Source organism: Frigoribacterium sp. NPDC087798 (genome assembly GCF_044742985.1).
Taxonomy (GTDB): domain Bacteria; phylum Actinomycetota; class Actinomycetes; order Actinomycetales; family Microbacteriaceae; genus Frigoribacterium.
This window is the reverse complement of sequence record NZ_JBIUVP010000001.1, coordinates 161379-178944: the sequence shown is the minus strand read 5'-3', so window position 1 is coordinate 178944 and position 17566 is coordinate 161379. Positions and strand designations below refer to the sequence as shown.

Annotated in this window: 18 protein-coding genes; 9 read left to right on the top strand and 9 right to left on the bottom strand. The window is 68.9% G+C overall.

What is annotated here, in order from left to right:
• Positions 1-45: 45 nt before the first annotated feature.
• From ACIOSR_RS00890 to tkt, 3 genes are read right to left on the bottom strand one after another with little or no spacing between them, the layout of a single operon-like run.
• Complete coding sequence (locus tag ACIOSR_RS00890; protein ID WP_402751629.1) at positions 46-1641, bottom strand: glucose-6-phosphate isomerase; 1596 nt, start codon at positions 1639-1641, stop codon at positions 46-48.
• Positions 1638-2765: a transaldolase gene (tal, locus tag ACIOSR_RS00885; protein ID WP_056045222.1), complete on the bottom strand. Its 1128-nt coding sequence runs from the start codon at positions 2763-2765 to the stop codon at positions 1638-1640. Before tal ends, ACIOSR_RS00890 begins: the two co-directional genes overlap by 4 nt.
• A 28-nt stretch (positions 2766-2793) precedes the next feature.
• Positions 2794-4887 (bottom strand): transketolase, encoded by a 2094-nt coding sequence (gene tkt / locus ACIOSR_RS00880; RefSeq protein ID WP_043595005.1) that lies wholly within the window; start codon positions 4885-4887, stop codon positions 2794-2796.
• Between the two features lie 281 nt (positions 4888-5168).
• Between tkt and ACIOSR_RS00875 the strand changes: the two genes are divergently transcribed.
• The gene (locus ACIOSR_RS00875; RefSeq protein WP_123570072.1) at positions 5169-6092 is read left to right on the top strand and encodes a heme o synthase; all 924 of its coding nucleotides are present in this window, start codon (positions 5169-5171) and stop codon (positions 6090-6092) included.
• 4 nt (positions 6093-6096) lie between these two features.
• Positions 6097-6531, top strand: coding sequence for a GNAT family N-acetyltransferase (locus ACIOSR_RS00870; protein ID WP_402751628.1), 435 nt, complete (start codon positions 6097-6099; stop codon positions 6529-6531).
• 17 nt (positions 6532-6548) lie between these two features.
• On the opposite strand, the gene ACIOSR_RS00865 is transcribed toward ACIOSR_RS00870, so the two are convergent.
• Positions 6549-7517 carry a heme A synthase gene (locus tag ACIOSR_RS00865; RefSeq protein ID WP_402751627.1) on the bottom strand — a complete coding sequence of 323 codons (969 nt, stop codon included), beginning with the start codon at positions 7515-7517 and terminating at the stop codon, positions 6549-6551.
• A gap of 299 nt (positions 7518-7816) precedes the next feature.
• On the opposite strand from ACIOSR_RS00865, the gene sufB reads away from it, so the two are divergent.
• From sufB to ACIOSR_RS00840, 5 genes are read left to right on the top strand one after another with little or no spacing between them, the layout of a single operon-like run.
• Positions 7817-9235: a Fe-S cluster assembly protein SufB gene (gene sufB, locus ACIOSR_RS00860; RefSeq protein ID WP_402751626.1), complete on the top strand. Its 1419-nt coding sequence runs from the start codon at positions 7817-7819 to the stop codon at positions 9233-9235.
• Complete coding sequence (gene sufD, locus ACIOSR_RS00855) at positions 9236-10462, top strand: Fe-S cluster assembly protein SufD (RefSeq protein ID WP_402751625.1); 1227 nt, start codon at positions 9236-9238, stop codon at positions 10460-10462.
• Positions 10462-10794: a non-heme iron oxygenase ferredoxin subunit gene (locus ACIOSR_RS00850; protein WP_082059966.1), complete on the top strand. Its 333-nt coding sequence runs from the start codon at positions 10462-10464 to the stop codon at positions 10792-10794. The genes sufD and ACIOSR_RS00850 overlap by 1 nt, the downstream gene beginning before the upstream one ends.
• A 13-nt stretch (positions 10795-10807) precedes the next feature.
• Entirely contained in the window at positions 10808-11593 is a 786-nt protein-coding gene (gene sufC, locus ACIOSR_RS00845) for a Fe-S cluster assembly ATPase SufC (protein ID WP_056045210.1), read from the top strand.
• A gap of 2 nt (positions 11594-11595) precedes the next feature.
• Entirely contained in the window at positions 11596-11928 is a 333-nt protein-coding gene (locus ACIOSR_RS00840; RefSeq protein ID WP_043594998.1) for a metal-sulfur cluster assembly factor, read from the top strand.
• Positions 11929-12030: 102 nt separating this feature from the next.
• Here ACIOSR_RS00840 and ACIOSR_RS00835 read toward each other — a convergent pair whose 3' ends face one another.
• Positions 12031-12636: a biotin transporter BioY gene (locus ACIOSR_RS00835; RefSeq protein ID WP_402751624.1), complete on the bottom strand. Its 606-nt coding sequence runs from the start codon at positions 12634-12636 to the stop codon at positions 12031-12033.
• A gap of 148 nt (positions 12637-12784) precedes the next feature.
• Here ACIOSR_RS00835 and ACIOSR_RS00830 point away from each other — a divergent pair, with 148 nt between their 5' ends.
• Positions 12785-14383 (top strand): ABC-F family ATP-binding cassette domain-containing protein, encoded by a 1599-nt coding sequence (locus tag ACIOSR_RS00830; RefSeq protein ID WP_402751623.1) that lies wholly within the window; start codon positions 12785-12787, stop codon positions 14381-14383.
• A 105-nt stretch (positions 14384-14488) separates the two neighbouring features.
• Here ACIOSR_RS00830 and ACIOSR_RS00825 read toward each other — a convergent pair whose 3' ends face one another.
• From ACIOSR_RS00825 to ACIOSR_RS00815, 3 genes are read right to left on the bottom strand one after another with little or no spacing between them, the layout of a single operon-like run.
• Positions 14489-15340: an SURF1 family protein gene (locus ACIOSR_RS00825; RefSeq protein ID WP_402751622.1), complete on the bottom strand. Its 852-nt coding sequence runs from the start codon at positions 15338-15340 to the stop codon at positions 14489-14491.
• Positions 15337-15573: a hypothetical protein gene (locus ACIOSR_RS00820; protein WP_056045199.1), complete on the bottom strand. Its 237-nt coding sequence runs from the start codon at positions 15571-15573 to the stop codon at positions 15337-15339. The genes ACIOSR_RS00825 and ACIOSR_RS00820 overlap by 4 nt, the downstream gene beginning before the upstream one ends.
• A complete protein-coding gene (locus ACIOSR_RS00815) occupies positions 15573-15947 on the bottom strand; it encodes a DUF3099 domain-containing protein (protein ID WP_267658038.1) in 375 nt (124 codons plus the stop codon). Before ACIOSR_RS00815 ends, ACIOSR_RS00820 begins: the two co-directional genes overlap by 1 nt.
• 205 nt (positions 15948-16152) lie before the next feature.
• On the opposite strand from ACIOSR_RS00815, the gene fabG reads away from it, so the two are divergent.
• Positions 16153-16863: a 3-oxoacyl-ACP reductase FabG gene (gene fabG, locus ACIOSR_RS00810; protein ID WP_402751621.1), complete on the top strand. Its 711-nt coding sequence runs from the start codon at positions 16153-16155 to the stop codon at positions 16861-16863.
• 58 nt (positions 16864-16921) lie between these two features.
• Here the strand turns inward: fabG and serB are convergent, their stop codons facing one another.
• Complete coding sequence (gene serB, locus ACIOSR_RS00805) at positions 16922-17560, bottom strand: phosphoserine phosphatase SerB (RefSeq protein ID WP_402751620.1); 639 nt, start codon at positions 17558-17560, stop codon at positions 16922-16924.
• Between the last annotated feature and the right edge of the window lie 6 nt (positions 17561-17566).

The following is a 17566-nucleotide window of genomic DNA, read 5'->3' as shown; positions in this document are numbered from 1 at the left end:
CAAGGCGAAAGGGCCGGCGCCCCGGGGGACGCCGGCCCTTTCGGCTCAGCGGAGTGCGGCGGTGATGACCGGCAGCGCGGCCGCCACGTCGGTCACCGTCAGCGTGAGCACGGGACGACCGTGCTCGGCCAGGACCTTGGCGTCACCGGCTGCCTGGGCCTGCACGAGCTGCCCGAACGTGAACGGGCTGTCCGGGATCTCGAGGTCGGTCGCGGGGACCTGCGTGATCTGCAGGAACACCCCGTTGGCCGGCCCACCCTTGTGGTACTGACCCGTCGAGTGCAGGAAGCGCGGACCCCATCCGAAGGTGACGGGACGCTGCGTGCGCATCGCGAGGAGGTCGCGGACCTCTTCGAGCTGCGGGTTCGCCACGCGGTCGACGTAGGCCTGGATCGAGACGTAGCCGTCATCGCTCAGGTGCGAGAGGAGCGCGGCCACGGCGGACTCGAGAGAGTCGCCCAGCTCGATTCCCCCGACCTCGCGGACCTCGACACCCTCGGCCGTGAAGGCCGGGGGAGTGGGCTCGGGACGGTCGTCGAGCAACGCCCGCGTCGCGACCTTGGCCGACTCGACGTCGGGCTGGTCGAACGGGTTGATGTCGAGCAGACGCCCGGCCACGGCGACGGCGTACTCCCAGACCATGATCTGGCCACCGAGCGAACCCGAGATCTCGACCTCGCCGGGCGCGACCTCACGGGTCTCGTCGGCGTTCGCCACGAGACGGACGACCTGCACGTCGTGCAGCCCCGCCGTGATGTCGGGGGCGGAGGTGCCGATGACGACGGGAAGCAGGCCGCGACCCTGCTTGCCGGTCGACTCGGCGATGAGCTGTTCGGCCCAGTCCGGGAACCCCACGATATGGGTGCCGTCGGCGACGATGGCGATCTTGTCGCGCAGGGGCGAGGTGCCTGCCAAGACGGCACCCAACACGAGACCCGGGTTGTCGGCGCGGTCCTGGGCCAGCTCGACCGTGACGGCGTCGGCCTCGGCGAGCAGCTCGCGGATGTCGGCGCCGGCCAGGCCGGACGGCACGAGGCCGAACGCCGACAGGGCCGAGTAGCGCCCGCCGATGTTGGGGTCGGCGTTGAAGACGCGGTAACCGGCCTCACGGGCCTGCCCGTCGAGGGGCGATCCGGGATCGGTGACCACGACGATGCGCTCGACGGGGTCGATGCCGGCGTCGGTGAACGCCTTCTCGAAGGTCTTGCGCTGGCTGGCGGTCTCGACGGTGGAACCCGACTTCGACGAGACCACGAGCACGGTGCGCTCGAGACGGTCGGCGAGGGCCGTGAGGACCTGACCGGGCTCCGTGGCGTCGAGCACGGTGAGCTCGACGCCGTAGGTGCGGGTGATGACCTCGGGCGCGAGCGACGATCCACCCATGCCCGCGAGCACGACGTGGTCGACGCCCTTGGCGGCGAGCTCGTCCCGGAGCGAGTCGATCTCGTCGAGCAACGGAGTCGAGACCACGACGGCCTCGGTCCAGCCGAGACGCTTGGCGGACTCGTCCTCGGCGTCAGGGCCCCACAGGGTGGGGTTCTGAGCCGTGATGCCCGAGGCGACGAGGTCGCTCACGAGCTGCGGGACGACCGTCTCGACCGCCTGTGCGGCGTCGCCGCTGGCAGCGATGGTGATGGTCACTTGGACTCCCCGGCGGGCTTGGCGGCCTCGAGGGCAGCGGTGACCGTGTCGAGCAGTTCGTTCCACGAGACGACGAACTTCTCGACGCCCTCTTTCTCGAGGGCCTCGGTCACGTCGTCGTACGAGACGCCCTGCGCCGCGATCGCGTCCATGGTCTCGTTGGCCGAGGCGTAGGAGGCGCTGATCGTGTCGCCACGGACGTCACCGTGGTCGAAGGTCGCCTCGAGCGTCTTCTCGGGCATCGTGTTGACGACGTCCTGGGCGACGAGCTCGACCACGTACGTGGTGTCGAGGACGGCGGGGTCCTTGACACCGGTGGAAGCCCAGAGGGGACGCTGCTTGTTGGCACCGGCGGCGAGGAGGCCCTTGGCCCGCTCGGTGTCGAAGGCCTGCTGGTAGACCTCGTAGGCGAGCTGGGCGTTGGCCACGCCGGCCTTGCCCTTCAGGGCCTTGGCCTCGTCGGTCCCGACCGCGTCGAGACGCTTGTCGATCTCGGTGTCGACGCGCGACACGAAGAACGAGGCGACGGAGTGGATCTCGGTGATGTCGATGCCGGCGGCCTTGGCCTGCTCGAGACCCGTGAGGTACGCGTTGATGACGGCGCGGTAGCGCTCGAGGCTGAAGATCAAGGTCACGTTGACGCTGATGCCCTGGGCGATGACGGCGGTGATGGCTTCGAGGCCCTCGACGGTCGCGGGGATCTTGATCAGGGCGTTGGGGCGACCGACCTTGGCGGCGAGCTTGACCGCCTGGTCGATGGTGCCCTGCGCGTCGTGCGCGAGACCGGGCTCGACCTCGATCGACACGCGGCCGTCGAAGCCGTCCGTCGTGTCGTAGAGCTCGCGGAAGATGTCGCAGGCGCGGGTGACGTCGTCGGTCGTGATCTCGAAGACGGCGTCCGTGACGCTGACACCGGTCTTCGCGAGCAGGGCGACCTGGTCGTCGTAGGCCTCGCCCTTGGCGAGAGCCGACGCGAAGATCGTGGGGTTGGTGGTGACGCCGACGACGTTGCGCTCGGCGATCAGCTTCTGGAGGCCGCCCGCGTTGATGCGCTCACGCGAGAGGTCGTCGAGCCAGATGCTGACGCCTGCGGCGGACAGCTGTGCGGTGTTGGAATCGGTCATGGTGTTCTTCTCTTTCCTTCGTCGTCGCTCAGAGAGCGGCGATCGAGTCCTTGGCGGCGGCGACGGCGGCTTCGGTCGTCATGCCGAACTGCTTGAACAGCGTCTTGTAGTCGGCCGAAGCACCGAAGTGCTCGATCGACACGCTGCGACCGGCGTCACCGACGATGCCGCGCCACGGCATGGCCACACCGGCCTCGATCGAGACGCGGGCCTTGACGGCGGCCGGGAGGACCGCCTCCTTGTACTCGTCGCTCTGCTCGTCGAACCACTCGATGCTCGGTGCCGAGACGACGCGGGCGTTGATGCCCTCGCCGCGCAGGACCTCACGGGCCTCGACGGCGATCTGCACCTCGGAACCCGTGGCGACGAAGATCACGTCGGGCGTTCCGCCCGGTGCCTCGGCCAGGACGTAGGCGCCCTTCGCCACGTTCTTCGCCGACGCGAAGGTGTCACCCTCGGCGTCACCGGTGCCGCGCTCGAAGACGGGCAGGTTCTGACGGCTGAGCGCGATGCCGGCGGGGCCGTGGTGGCGCTCGAGGATCGTCGCCCAGGCCCAGGCCGTCTCGTTGGCGTCGGCGGGACGCACGACGTCGAGGTCGGGGATCGCGCGGAGCGACGCGAGCTGCTCGATCGGCTGGTGCGTCGGACCGTCCTCGCCCAGGGCCACGGAGTCGTGGGTCCAGACGTAGATCGCCGGGGACTTCATCAGTGCCGCGAGGCGGACCGCCGGGCGCATGTAGTCGCTGAAGATCAGGAACGTGCCACCGAACGGGCGCGTGTTGCCGTGCAGCGTGATGCCGTTGAGGATGGCGCCCATCGCGTGCTCGCGGATGCCGAAGTGCAGAACGCGACCGTAGGGGTCTCCGCTCCACTCGTCGGTCGACCACTCGGTGGGGACGAACGACTTCGAGCCCGTGATCGTCGTCAGGTTCGACTCGGCCAGGTCGGCCGACCCGCCCCAGAGCTCGGGGACCACGCCGGCGAGGGCGTTGATGACCTTGCCGGAGGCGGCGCGGGTGGAGACGTCCTTGCCGGCCTCGAAGACGGGGAGCGCTTCTTCGACGCCCTCGGGCAGCTCGTTCGCGAGGATGCGGTCGAGCATGACCTTCTTGTCGGGGTTGGCCGACGCCCAGGCGGCGAGCTTCTCGTCCCACTCGGCGTGCTGGGCCTGACCGCGCTCGACGGCCTTGCGGGTGTGCTCGAGGACGGCGGGGTCGACGTCGAAGGACTTCTCGGGGTCGAACCCGAGGACCGACTTGAGGCCGGCGACCTCGTCGGCGCCGAGGGCCGAACCGTGGATCTTGCCGGAGTTCTGCTTCTTGGGCGAGGGCCAGCCGATGATCGTCTTGAGGATGATCAGGGAGGGCTTGTCGGTGACGGCCTTGGCCTTCTCGATGGCGTCGTGCAGCTCGGCGACGTCCTCGACGTACTCGCCGGTCTTCTTCCAGTCGACGACCTGGACGTCCCAGTCGTAGGACTCGAAGCGCTTGTGGACGTCCTCGGTGAAGGCGATGTTGGTGTCGTCCTCGATCGAGATCTGGTTCGAGTCGTAGATGGCGACGAGGTTGCCGAGCTTCTGGTGCCCGGCCAGCGACGCGGCCTCGCTCGTGACGCCCTCTTGCATGTCGCCGTCACCGGCGATGACGTACACGAAGTGGTCGAAGGGGCTCGTGCCGGGGGCGGCGTCGGGGTCGAACAGGCCGCGCTCGAAACGGGCGGCGTAGGCGAAGCCCACCGAGCTGGCGAAGCCCTGGCCCAGCGGACCGGTGGTGATCTCGATGCCGTCCGTGTGGCCGTACTCGGGGTGGCCGGGGGTCTTCGAGCCCCAGGTGCGCAAGGCCTCGAGGTCGTCGAGCTCGAGACCGTAGCCGCCCAGGTAGAACTGGATGTACTGCGTCAGCGAGCTGTGGCCGACGGACAGGATGAACCGGTCGCGACCGATCCAGGTGCTGTCGCTCGGGTCACGACGCATGACCTTCTGGAAGAGCAGGTACGCGGCGGGCGCCAGGCTCATCGCGGTGCCGGGGTGACCGTTGCCGACCTTCTCGACCGCGTCGGCCGCGAGGACGCGGACCGTGTCTACTGCTTTGTTGTCAATGGATTCCCATTGCAGATCTGCCACTGGAAGTTGACCCTTCTTGATGCGAACTGCGCGGGGTCGATTCGCTCCCGCGCTGACGTGCGCCTGCCGAGACGTCGTCGGCTGGGTCGCACACACGCCGGGGCGGAGATCGGGACGGTTCGTCCGGTGATTCGGGACCGAGAGGGCGTACGACTGGCAAGCACCTGTAAGTATAGGGACGAACCCCCTTCGCCCGTCCGCATCGGCCGAGGGTTCGCCGTCAGCGTCGACGTTCATCGCCTAGACTCCTTGGGCAAACCGTTCGTCTCGTTAGAGGACTCATGACCGCAGCCGTTGACATCCGCCCCGACACGTCACCCCGGGGCTTCCGTCGCAAGGCTCGGGCGTACGTCGCCCTCACGAAGCCCCGCGTGATGGAGCTCCTGCTCGTCACCACGGCGCCGACGATGTTCCTGGCCCAGGGGGGCATCCCCAACCTGTGGCTCGTCGCCGCGACCCTGATCGGTGGGGCGCTGAGCGCCGGCTCGGCCTCGGCCTTCAACTGCTACATCGACCGCGACATCGACCGCATCATGAAGCGGACCCAGGGCCGACCGCTCGTGACCGGCGAGGTCAGCGACCGCGAGGCGTTGATCTTCTCGTACGTGGTCGGCGTCGCGTCGATCGTCTGGCTCGGCCTGACGGTCAACCTGCTCTCGGCGGCGCTGTCGCTCGGGGCGATCCTCTTCTACGTCGTCGTGTACACGCTCTGGCTGAAGCGCCGCACGCCGCAGAACATCGTGTGGGGCGGCATCGCCGGGTGCATGCCGGTGCTCATCGGCTGGGCCGCCGTCACGAACGACCTGTCCTGGTCGGCCGTCATCCTCTTCATGGTCATCTTCCTCTGGACGCCGCCGCACTACTGGCCGCTGTCGATGAAGTACCGCGACGACTACGCCGCGGCCGACGTCCCCATGCTCGCCGTCGTGCGCGGCCGGTCGATCGTCGGCCTGCAGGTGATCCTCTACGCCTGGGCCACCGTGGTCTGCTCGCTGATCCTCGTCCCCGTCGCAGGCATGGGCGTGCTCTACACCGTCGTGGCACTCGCGAGCGGGGCCTGGTTCGTCTGGGAGTCGCACCGGCTCTACAGCCGGGCCATCCAGCACGTCGCCGAGGTCCGTCCGATGCGCGTCTTCCACAGCTCCATCACGTACCTCACGCTCCTGTTCGTCGCCGTCGGGGTCGACCCCCTGCTGCCGTTCTGATCCCGTGAGGCCGTCCGACTGGACCGTCCGTCCGGCGAGCCCGGACGACCTCGAACAGCTGACCGCTCTCAAGCTCGTGGTGCTGCGACCCGAGTTCGAGAGGCTCGGCATCTGGAACCCGGCCCGCCACCGGGCTCGATTCGTCCGCGAGTACGTGGCCGACGAGACACGAGTCGTCGAAGGCGACCAGCGCCTCCTCGGCTGCATCGCGCTTCACCCGGACGGCGACACGACCTGGCTCCGTCACTTCTACCTGGTCGAGGAGGCGCGGGGTCACGGGATCGGGACGACCCTCCTCTCGCAGGCGATCGACTCGGTCACCACGGGGTCGGTCACCCTCGACGTGCTCACGGGAAGCCGAGCCGTGTCGCTCTACGAGCGGACGGGCTTCGTCGTCGTCGAGCAGGACGACGTCGACACCGTCATGCGCCGGGGCTAGACCCCCGGTCGCCCGGGTCAGACGCGGGCGGCGGCCGCCTCGACGATCGGCTCGACCTCGTCGGGAGCCTGGTCGTTGCGCAGCGACAGCACCACGGCGGTCGTCGCGGCCACCAGCAGCGCGGCCAGGACCATGTGACTCCCCACGAGCAGGGGCGGCAGTCCGGAGCGCGCCTGGGTGATGCCGACGGCGATCTGGACGAGTTCGACGCCCAGCAGGGCCACGGGGAACCGACGGGGGAGGCCCGCCTGGACGGTCCAGGCGAGGACCGCCAGGGTGAGAGCGAGGGTCGCATAGGCCGGCCAGCTGTGGACGTGGTCCATGATCGCCGGGTCGAGGCCGTTGCGGGGGGTCGCCGCATCGCCGGCGTGGGGGCCGGAGCCGGTCGTCAGGACGCCGACGATCACGGTCACGCCGACCACGGCGGCCGTCACGTGGACGAGTCGCGCATAACCACGCGGAGTGGCGGCGTGGTGCCCACGGGGCCCGCGGTACACGCGCCAGAGCAGGGTGGTGGTGAGGGCGACGAGGGCGATCGAGACGACGAAGTGTGCCCCGACGATGTACGGGTTCAGACCGGTGAGGACGGTGATCCCCCCGAGCACGGCCTGGAAGGGGATGCTCAGGCCCTGGACGAGGGTGAGCCAGAAGAAGTCGCGGCGGACCTTCCGCATCCGCAGCACGAAGAGGAAGGCGAGGATGACGACGAGCGTGAGCACGAAGGTCAGGAGGCGGTTGCCGAACTCGATGACCCCGTGGATGCCCATCTCGGGCGTGCTGACGAAGGAGTCGGTGGTGCAGCGTGGCCAGGTGGGGCAGCCGAGCCCCGATCCCGTGAGCCGCACCGCACCTCCCGTGCCGATCAGCAGCACCTGGCAGACGAACGACGCCCACGCGACGAAACGGACCCGGCGATCGACGGTCGTGGGGAGCCACGACCAGGCTCGGGTCAGGACTCCGGTGGCGCCCACCTGTGCGTTGCTCACGACTTGCTGCCTTTCGTCACTTTCGGCGGTCGGCCCTGTAGAATCAACGGGTTCAGGAACACGACCCGGCAGGGTGTCGACGGAGACATCCGAAGGACGTGAGATCCGCAGAAGCGGGACGCGGCCTTCATCAACAGTCTAAGCAACGCCGCCTGACGTCTCGATCATGTCGAGCGTCGGCGGACGGAGCGGCGGCAGCCGACGTGTTCGACTCGCAGGGCGAGCAGCTGGGCCGCTCCACCACCCGGGGAATGCCGTTCGGCCGACCCGTGTTCGGTCCGGCAGAGAAAGAGGTAGTCATGTCAGACGTGTTGATCGATCGACCCGAGCTCGAGAGCCTGGGGCAGTACGAGTTCGGCTGGTCCGACTCCGACACCGCGGGCGCCTCGGCGCGCCGAGGGGTGTCACCCGAGGTCGTCACCGACATCTCGAACTTGAAGAGCGAACCCGAGTGGATGCTCAAGAACAGGCTCAAGGGCCTGACGCTGTTCGAACGCAAGCCCATGCCGACGTGGGGTGCCGACCTGTCCGGCATCGACTTCGACAACATCAAGTACTTCGTCCGGTCGACCGAGAAGCAGGCGACGACCTGGGACGAGCTGCCCGACGACATCAAGAACACCTACGAGAAGCTCGGCATCCCCGAGGCCGAGCGCAACCGCCTGGTCGCCGGCGTCGCCGCCCAGTACGAGTCCGAGGTGGTCTACCACCAGATCCGTGAGGACCTCGAGCAGCAGGGTGTCATCTTCATGGACACCGACACCGCGCTGCGCGAGCACCCCGAACTCTTCCAGGAGCACTTCGGCACGGTCATCCCGGCCGGTGACAACAAGTTCGCGGCGCTGAACACCGCCGTGTGGTCGGGCGGCTCGTTCGTGTACGTGCCCAAGGGCGTCCACGTCGAGATCCCGCTCCAGGCGTACTTCCGCATCAACACCGAGAACATGGGTCAGTTCGAGCGGACGCTGATCATCGCCGACGAGGGCAGCTACGTCCACTACATCGAGGGCTGCACGGCCCCGATCTACAAGTCGGACTCCCTGCACTCGGCCGTGGTCGAGATCATCGTGAAGAAGAACGCCCGCGTGCGGTACACGACGATCCAGAACTGGTCGAACAACGTGTACAACCTGGTCACCAAGCGGGCGATCGCGCACGAGGGCGCCACCATGGAGTGGATCGACGGCAACATCGGCTCGAAGGTGACGATGAAGTACCCGTCCATCTACCTGGTCGGTGAGCACGCCAAGGGCGAGACCCTGTCCGTGGCCTTCGCGGGCCCCGGTCAGCACCAGGACGCCGGCGCGAAGATGATCCACATGGCGCCTTACACGACGTCGTCCATCGTGTCGAAGTCGATCGCGCGAGGCGGCGGTCGCGCGGGTTACCGTGGCGAGGTGCGAGTCGATGAGGCCGCCCACCACGCGGCCAACACGGTCCGCTGTGACGCCCTGCTCGTCGACACGATCTCTCGTTCCGACACCTACCCCGCGATCGACATCCGCGTCGACGACGTCCAGCTCGGTCACGAGGCGACGGTGTCGCGGGTCAGCGAAGAGCAGCTCTTCTACCTCATGTCACGCGGCATGGCCGAAGACGAGGCCATGGCCATGATCGTCCGTGGCTTCATCGAGCCCATCGCCCGCGAACTCCCGATGGAGTACGCGCTCGAACTCAACAAGCTCATCGAGATGAGCATGGAAGGATCAGTCGGCTAGATGTCCGCCGCAGCACCCACCACCACACCAGAGTCCACCACCACGCCGGGCGTCCAGCACGGCGCGGGTGCCCACAGTGACGGCGGCTGGGGCCTCGTGCCCGTCCAGACGCGTTCCGAGCGGTTCACCTCGGTCGACCCCACGGCGTTCCCCGACGTGACCGGTCGCGAGGTGGACTGGAAGCTCAGTCCGGTGTCGCGCCTCCGTCCGTTGATCGACGGAGACCTCGACGGCTCGCCCTACGCCTACCTGGCCCGCGAGACGCCCGGCGCGACCGTCGAATGGGTCGACCGGTCCGACTCCCGTGTCGGCACGGCGGGCACTCCCGAGGACAAGGCCGCCGCCAACGCGTGGTCGAGCGTCGAGAAGGTGCTCGTCGTGACCCTCGACGGCGACGAACCGTCGGCCATCACCATCGGCCGCTCGGGACTCGACCGTGCACCACGGGCGGGTCACACGCTGATCCACGCCAAGGCCAACAGCCAGTCCATGGTCGTCCTCCGCAACACCGGATCGGCCCAGCTGGTCGAGAACGTCGAGATCGTCGTGGACGACGGCGCGCACCTCACCGTCGTCACGCTCCAGGAGTGGGACGACGACGCCGTGCACCTCGCGAGCCACCACGCCCGGATCGGGCGCGACGCCCAGCTGAAGCACTTCGTCGTCAGCCTGGGCGGTTCGGTCGTCCGGGTCAACCCGTCGGCCCACCTGGCCGAGCAGGGCGCGGACGCCGAGCTCTACGGCGTGTACTTCGCGGACGCCGGTCAGCACCTCGAGCAGCAGGTGTACGTGAACCACGACGCCCCCAAGACGCGGAGCCGGGTGAACTACAAGGGCGCCCTCCAAGGCGCCGGTGCCCGCACGGTGTGGATCGGCGACGTCCTGATCGGTCGGACGGCTCCCGGCACCGACAGCTACGAGCAGAACCGCAACCTGGTGCTGAGCGAAGGCACGCGCGCCGACTCGATCCCGAACCTCGAGATCGAGACCGGCGACATCGAAGGTGCCGGTCACGCCAGCGCGACGGGTCGCTTCGACGACGAGCACCTCTTCTACCTCCAGTCGCGCGGCATCTCCGAGCACGAGGCGCGTCGCCTCGTCGTCCTCGGATTCCTCGTCGAGGTCATCCAGAAGATCGGGGACGCCGACCTGCAGGCCCGCCTCGTGGACGCCATCGAGGTCGAACTGGCCGCGGGCGAGGCGACCTCGACCGAGACGATCGCCTGATGGCGACGAAGGTCTGCGGCGTCGACGACGTCAGCCCCTCCCAGGCCCACCGCGTCGTCGTCGACGGCGTCGCGATCGCCGTCGTGAAGGACAGCGCCGGCACGATCCACGCCATCGGCGACACCTGCACCCACGGCGACATCTCGCTCTCCGAGGGCTTCGTCGAGGACGACACCCTCGAATGCTGGGCCCACGGCTCGAAGTTCGAGCTCACCACCGGCAAGCCGCTCACGCTGCCCGCCTACGAACCCGTACCGGTCTTCTCGGTCTCCGTCATCGACGGCGAGGTGTACGTCGACACCACCTCGACCTCCACCGGCGCCGCACAGTAAAGGAACAGAACGCATGTCCACTCTCGAGATCCGTGACCTCAAGGTCAGCATCGACACCGACGCCGGCCCCAAGCCCATCCTCAAGGGCGTCGACCTCACCATCAACGAGGGCGAGATCCACGCCGTCATGGGCCCCAACGGCTCGGGCAAGTCGACGCTCGCCTACACGATCGCCGGCCACCCCCGCTACAACGTCGACGGCGGATCGATCCTGCTCGACGGTCGCGAGGTGCTCGAGATGAGCGTCGACGAGCGAGCCAAGGCGGGCCTCTTCCTCGCCATGCAGTACCCCGTCGAGATCCCCGGCGTCACGGTCTCGAACTTCCTCCGGACGGCCAAGACGGCCCTGGACGGCGAGGCCCCCGCGATCCGCGGCTGGATCAAGGACCTCCGCGAGTCGATGACCGCCCTCAAGATGGACTCGGCCTTCGCCGAGCGCAACGTCAACGAGGGTTTCTCGGGTGGCGAGAAGAAGCGCCACGAGATCATGCAACTCGAACTGCTCAAGCCGAAGTTCGCCGTCCTCGACGAGACCGACTCCGGTCTGGACGTCGACGCCCTCAAGATCGTGTCCGAGGGTGTCAACCGCGCGAAGGCCAACACCGGCCTCGGTCTGTTGCTCATCACGCACTACACGCGCATCCTCCGTTACATCAAGCCCGACTTCGTCCACGTCTTCGTCGACGGCCACGTCGCCGACGAGGGCGGCCCCGAGCTGGCCGACCGTCTCGAGAACGAGGGCTACGACCGGTACGTGACGGCCGCCGCCGCCGAGGCCGCCGCGACCTCGGCGGTCTGACCATGGCCGTCGCACTCAGCCCCGAGAAGTTCGACCAGACCATCGAGGCCCTGAAAGAGGTCGTCGACCCCGAGCTGGGCGTCAACATCGTCGACCTCGGTCTCATCTACGACCTGGCGATGGACGAAGAGCACGAGAACGCCCTCATCATCAGCATGACGCTCACGAGTGCAGGCTGCCCGTTGACGGACGTCATCGAGGGCGACACGGCGAACGCCCTGGACGGGGTCGTGGACGCGTTCCGCATCAACTGGGTGTGGATGCCGCCGTGGGGCCCCGACCGCATCACGGACGACGGACGCGACATGATGCGAGCCATCGGGTTCTCCATCTGAGAGTCGCCCGACGACGCGACACGACGAAGCCCCGCCCCTCCGAGAGGGGCGGGGCTTCGTCGTCGCGTCCCTCGCCGGGCACGCCGAGGGAGCGGCAGGCAGCTAGTCGCCGATGCGCTTCAGCGCACGCCAGGCGAGGGGCAGGACCGCCGCCGCGATCAGCCACTTGGCGATCCCGCCCACGATGAACGGGTACAGACCGGCGGCGAGGACGCTCGGCAGGTCGTTCGGCAGGCCCAGTGATCCGAGCACGACGGCCAGGTAGGGGAGGCCCACGGCGAAGGGGATCAGGCTCGCGAGGAAGAACGCGGCGGCAGAACGCCACCATTGCTTGTCCCACTCGCGCTCGGAGAGCCAGCCGATGACGGCAGCCGCCACGACGAATCCGATGACGAAGCCGAAGCTCGGCTTGAGGACGCTGAGGGGACCGCCCGAGAACTCGGCGAAGATCGGCAGGCCGGCGACTCCCAGCACGAGGTAGGTGGCCAACGACAGCGCCCCTCGACGGGCCCCGAGGGAGGCGCCGACGAGCATGACGCCGAGGGTCTGTCCCGTGACGGGCACCGGCCAGAGCGGCACCTGGACCTGCGCCAGCGCCGAGACGACGGCGACTCCACCGAGGACGAGGGCCACGTCGGCGGCGGCGCCCCGGGCCACCAGACGGTCGGCGAGGACCGGCCGTGAGGTCGATGCGGCAGTGTTCGTCATGGGGACTCCTAGAATGGGTAGGTTGATCGGCCGAGCGGCTGGTCGGCAGCGCAGTGCTGCGACCCTCTCCACACGACGTCCCCATCTTATGGGCGGCCCCCTTCCGGGCCCCGTTGTGGACTCCTCACCAATCGATTGGACATCTGCTGTGCTCTCCGTGCACGATCTCGAGATCCGCGTCGGCGCGCGCCTCCTCATGGCCGACGTCTCGTTCCGGGTCGACCGGGGCGACAAGATCGGCCTCGTCGGCCGCAACGGCGCCGGCAAGACGACCATGACCAAGACGCTGGCCGGCGAGACCCTCCCGACGGGCGGCAAGATCGAGCGCTCCGGCGAGATCGGTTACCTGCCGCAGGACCCCCGCAGCGGCAACCCCGAAGACCTCGCCCGGACGCGCATCCTCGACGCCCGAGGTCTCGGCCAGTTGCTGCTCGGCATCCAGGAAGCGACCCTGGCCATGGGCGACCCCGACCCCGCCGTCGCCGCCCGCGCCATGAAGCGCTACGGCGACCTCGACGACCAGTTCAACGCGCTCGGCGGGTACGCGGCCGAGGCCGAGGCGGCGTCCATCGCGAGCAACCTCAGCCTGCCCGACCGCATCCTCGACCAGCCCCTGTCGACGTTGTCGGGTGGTCAGCGCCGGCGCATCGAACTGGCCCGCATCCTCTTCTCGGCCGCCGACACGATGATCCTCGACGAGCCGACGAACCACCTCGACGCCGATTCGGTCGTCTGGCTGCGCGAATACCTGAAGACCTACCAGGGCGGCGTCATCGTCATCAGCCACGACATCGAACTCGTCGAGGAGGTCGTCAACCGCGTCTTCTACCTGGACGCCAACCGGCAGGCGATCGACGTCTACAACATGGGATGGCGGAACTACCAGCGACAGCGCGCCGCCGACGAGGAGCGCCGCAAGAAAGAGCGCTCGAACGCCGAGAAGCAGGCCTCGGCCCTGCAGAAGCAGGCGGCCCGGTTCGGCGCCAAGGCGTCGAAGGCCGCTGCGGCCCACCAGATGGTGGCTCGGGCAGAGAAGCTCCTCTCCGGCCTCGACGAGGTCCGCGCGGTCGACCGCGTGGCGAAGCTGCGCTTCCCGACGCCGGTCGCGTGTGGCAAGACGCCGCTGATGGCCTCGAACCTCTCGAAGAGCTACGGTTCCCTCGAGATCTTCACGGCCGTGGACCTCGCCATCGACCGCGGCTCGAAGGTCGTCATCCTGGGCCTGAACGGTGCGGGCAAGACGACCCTGCTCCGCATCCTCGCCGGGGTCGACGCTCCCGACACCGGGCAGCTCGAGCCGGGCCACGGGCTGCGGGTCGGCTACTACGCCCAGGAGCACGAGACGATCGACGTCAAGCGCAGCGTGCTCGAGAACATGGTGTCCTCCTCTCCGAACATCACCGAGATGGAGGCGCGACGCGTGTTGGGCTCGTTCCTCTTCACGGGCGACGACTCGGCGAAGCTGGCCGGCGTGCTGTCCGGGGGCGAGAAGACCCGCCTGGCGCTGGCCATGATCGTCGTCTCGGGGGCGAACGTCCTGCTGCTCGACGAGCCCACCAACAACCTCGACCCCGCGAGCCGACTCGAGATCCTCGACGCCCTGAGCAACTACGAGGGGGCCGTCGTCCTGGTGAGCCACGACGAGGGCGCCGTCGAGGCCCTGAACCCCGAGCGCGTGCTGATCATGCCCGAAGGCACCGAGGACCACTGGACCCCGGACTACTCCGACCTGATCAACCTGGCCTGACCCGGGCACCGGCCCAAGCCCTTGGCCTCAGGCCTCAGGACTCAGGCTCCCGGCCCTGGATGCCGTAGGGCCCCGGTCCACCCGGGCGCCCGGCCGGCGGTCCGGTCAGCGGTGGGCGCCGTCCAGGATCTCGTCCTCGACGTCGTTGTCGTGGCGGGGTCGGGAGTCACGACGGCGCTGGCGCTCGGCCTCGCGTTCGACGAGTTCGTCGTCGTCCGCGTTCTGGTTGCGGTACTCCTGGCGGAACACGTAGAACAGGAACCCGAAGGCACCGACCGCGAACATGAGCCACTGGACGAAGTACGACAGGTTCAGACCGGTGTCGATCTCGGGCTTCGAGGACGGCACGGGTGCCGTGGCCGGCGCGGGGCTCTCGCTGACGACCAGACCGTAGGCGCTCGAGTAGACGGGCTGCCCGACTCGCGACTCGACCTCGCTGAGTTGGATGGTCGCGATCTGGTTCGTCCCGGGGACGCCCGTGCGGTCGCCCAATGCCGGCTCGCCCGGCTTCAGGCGTGCGACCACGGTGACGTCGCCCGGAGGAGGCGCGGGCACGACGTCGGGGGAGTCCTGGGCGTTGCCGGTGGGCACCCAACCGCGGTCCACCACGAAGACGTCGCCCTGGGTGGTGCGGAACGGGACGAGGACCTCGAAGCCGGGTTGGCCGTTGAGCGGACGGTTGCGGACCAGCAACTCGTCGTCGGTGAGGTAGCGCCCCGTCATCTCGACCGGTTGCCACTCCTGGGCCGCGTCGTAGGACGACAGTTCGGGCAGGGCCTGTTGGAGGGGGACCGGGTCGGCGTCGTAGGTCTGCTCGAGCTGGTGCACGACCGCGAGCTTCTCGTCGTGTCGGGACCACTGCCAGTGCGCGAGGAACACGCAGATGATCGCGAACGCGACGGCGACGGCCAGGTAGCCCAGCCATCTGCGTGAGAGGGCGAAGCGGATGTTCGTCACCGCGCCTCCGTTCCGACCTGTTCGACGACCTCTGACACCCCCGTCACGACGACCGGGAAGTCACGTGCCGCGAGGAACTCGCGCAGGAAGTCGACGTGCTCGTCGCATGCCGACCACACCTTGACCCGGTCGATGCCGTGGATCTTGGGGTTGCGCCAGTGGACATTATGCCGTGCCTCGGCTCGACAGGAGGCGCGAGAGCACTGGACGCCGACGGGATCGAGACCGAGCATCAGACGGTGGGCCGATCGTGGTCAGGCTCGCCGGGATCGTCGTCGGACGGGGCTGCGGGGCCCGCAGGACCGGCGTCGCCGTCGACCACCGTCGGTCGGAACGGCGCCTGGGGCTCGCGGTACAGCTCGATGCCGCCGGGGCTCTCGACCGCGTCGCCGGACTCGTGACCGACGTTGGCGAACACCACGGCGATGTACGGGATGACGACGGCACCGATGACGGGCAACAACGTCCACCACCCGAGGGGGAAGACGAAGCAGAGGGCGATGCAGACCAACCTGATGCCCATCGCCACCAGGTACTTGACCATGCGGGAGTGCCGGTCGTCGGTGGGGGAGGGGGGCAGGGACGTGATCGTGTTCGAGGCCTTCACGGGGCACACCTCGATGTCGGGAGGAGGGTGGACGCACCACGGACGGGTGCCGGATCGATCTCGGGGACCAGACGTCCGGGGGACCGCCTCGATCCTAAGACCCGGGTCCGACAGTAGGCTGGTCGGCGGCCTGCCGATCACAGGTTCGCCGTGAGTCCGCCGCACCGAGCGGTGGCCGTCGAGATCGCCCCCGAGGAGACCACCCATGACCACGCCCCGCACCGTCCTCGTCACCGGCGGCAACCGAGGCATCGGCTTCGCCATCGCGGAGGAGTTCGTCGCCCAGGGACACCGCGTCGCCGTCACCGCCCGGAGCGGTCAGGGCCCCGAGGGCACGCTGACCGTCGTCGCCGACGTCACCGACGCCGCCTCGATCGACGCGGCCTTCAGCACCGTCGAGGCCGAGCTCGGCCCGGTCGAGGTCGTCGTGGCCAACGCCGGGATCACGAAGGACGGTCTGCTCATGCGCATGACCGAGGACGACTTCACCTCGGTCGTCGACACGAACCTCGGTGGGGCCTTCCGCGTCGTGAAGCGGGCGTCCAAGGGCATGCTCAAGGCCCGGTTCGGCCGCATCGTGCTCGTGTCGAGCGTGGTCGGCCTCTACGGCGGACCGGGTCAGGCCAACTACGCGGCCTCGAAGGCGGGCCTCGTCGGCTTCGCCCGCTCCCTGACCCGCGAGCTCGGTGCCCGCGGCGTCACCGCCAACGTGGTGGCCCCCGGCTTCGTCGAGACCGACATGACCGCCGTCCTCCCCGAGGCTCAGCAGGCCGAGTACAAGAAGAGCATCCCCGCCGGCCGGTACGGCACGACGGCCGAGGTCGCGAAGACGATCACGTGGCTCGCGGGCGACGACGCCGCCTACATCTCGGGTGCCGTGATCCCCGTCGACGGCGGCCTCGGCATGGGCCACTAGGCCCACCGGGCAGGAGGTGCGGGTCGACCACCGACGGGCGCCCGCCTCGTCCGGTGGCTCAGCCCCGCAGCCCGAGCAGGGGCAGCACCTGGGACAGGTCGTTCGTCCCGACGACCACGTCGGCGCGCTCCCGGACCCGCGGCTTGGCGTTGAACGCCACCGAGAGCCCTGCCACGGCCATCATCTCGAGGTCGTTGGCCCCGTCGCCGACCGCGACGGTGTGCGCGAGGTCGACCCGCGCCTCCTCGGCCCATCCGCGCAGCGCGGCGGCTTTGGCGTGCGCGTCGATCACGGGACCGGAGACCCGTCCGGTCAGCCTGCCCCCTCGGAGCTCGAGGCGGTTGGCCCGGCGGAAGTCGAGCCCCAGGTCGTCCGCGAGCGGGTCGAGGGTCTCGTGGAACCCACCGGACACGACGCCCACCAGACCGTCGGCGGCATGGACGCCGTCGACGAGTTCACGGACGCCGCGGGTCGGCGTGAGGTGCGCTCGGACCTCGGCGAGGACCGACTCGGGCAGACCCTCGAGGGTCGCGACCCGCTCGGCGAGACTCGCGGCGAAGTCCAGCTCGCCGGCCATGGCCCGGGAGGTCACGTCCTCGACGTGCGCCCGGGAGCCGGCGGCGTCGGCGAGGAGTTCGATGACCTCGTCCTCGATGAGGGTGGAGTCGACGTCGAGGACGATGAGGAAACGCGGCACGCCGAC

Coding starts and splice junctions, on each gene's coding strand:
- tal (WP_056045222.1), bottom strand. CDS start 2,765: ATGACCGATTCCAACACCGCACAGCTGTCCGCCGCAGGCGTCAGCATC.
- ACIOSR_RS00875 (WP_123570072.1), top strand. CDS start 5,169: ATGACCGCAGCCGTTGACATCCGCCCCGACACGTCACCCCGGGGCTTC.
- sufB (WP_402751626.1), top strand. CDS start 7,817: ATGTCAGACGTGTTGATCGATCGACCCGAGCTCGAGAGCCTGGGGCAG.
- sufD (WP_402751625.1), top strand. CDS start 9,236: ATGTCCGCCGCAGCACCCACCACCACACCAGAGTCCACCACCACGCCG.
- ACIOSR_RS00850 (WP_082059966.1), top strand. CDS start 10,462: ATGGCGACGAAGGTCTGCGGCGTCGACGACGTCAGCCCCTCCCAGGCC.
- sufC (WP_056045210.1), top strand. CDS start 10,808: ATGTCCACTCTCGAGATCCGTGACCTCAAGGTCAGCATCGACACCGAC.
- ACIOSR_RS00840 (WP_043594998.1), top strand. CDS start 11,596: ATGGCCGTCGCACTCAGCCCCGAGAAGTTCGACCAGACCATCGAGGCC.
- ACIOSR_RS00835 (WP_402751624.1), bottom strand. CDS start 12,636: ATGACGAACACTGCCGCATCGACCTCACGGCCGGTCCTCGCCGACCGT.
- ACIOSR_RS00820 (WP_056045199.1), bottom strand. CDS start 15,573: ATGCTCGGTCTCGATCCCGTCGGCGTCCAGTGCTCTCGCGCCTCCTGT.
- fabG (WP_402751621.1), top strand. CDS start 16,153: ATGACCACGCCCCGCACCGTCCTCGTCACCGGCGGCAACCGAGGCATC.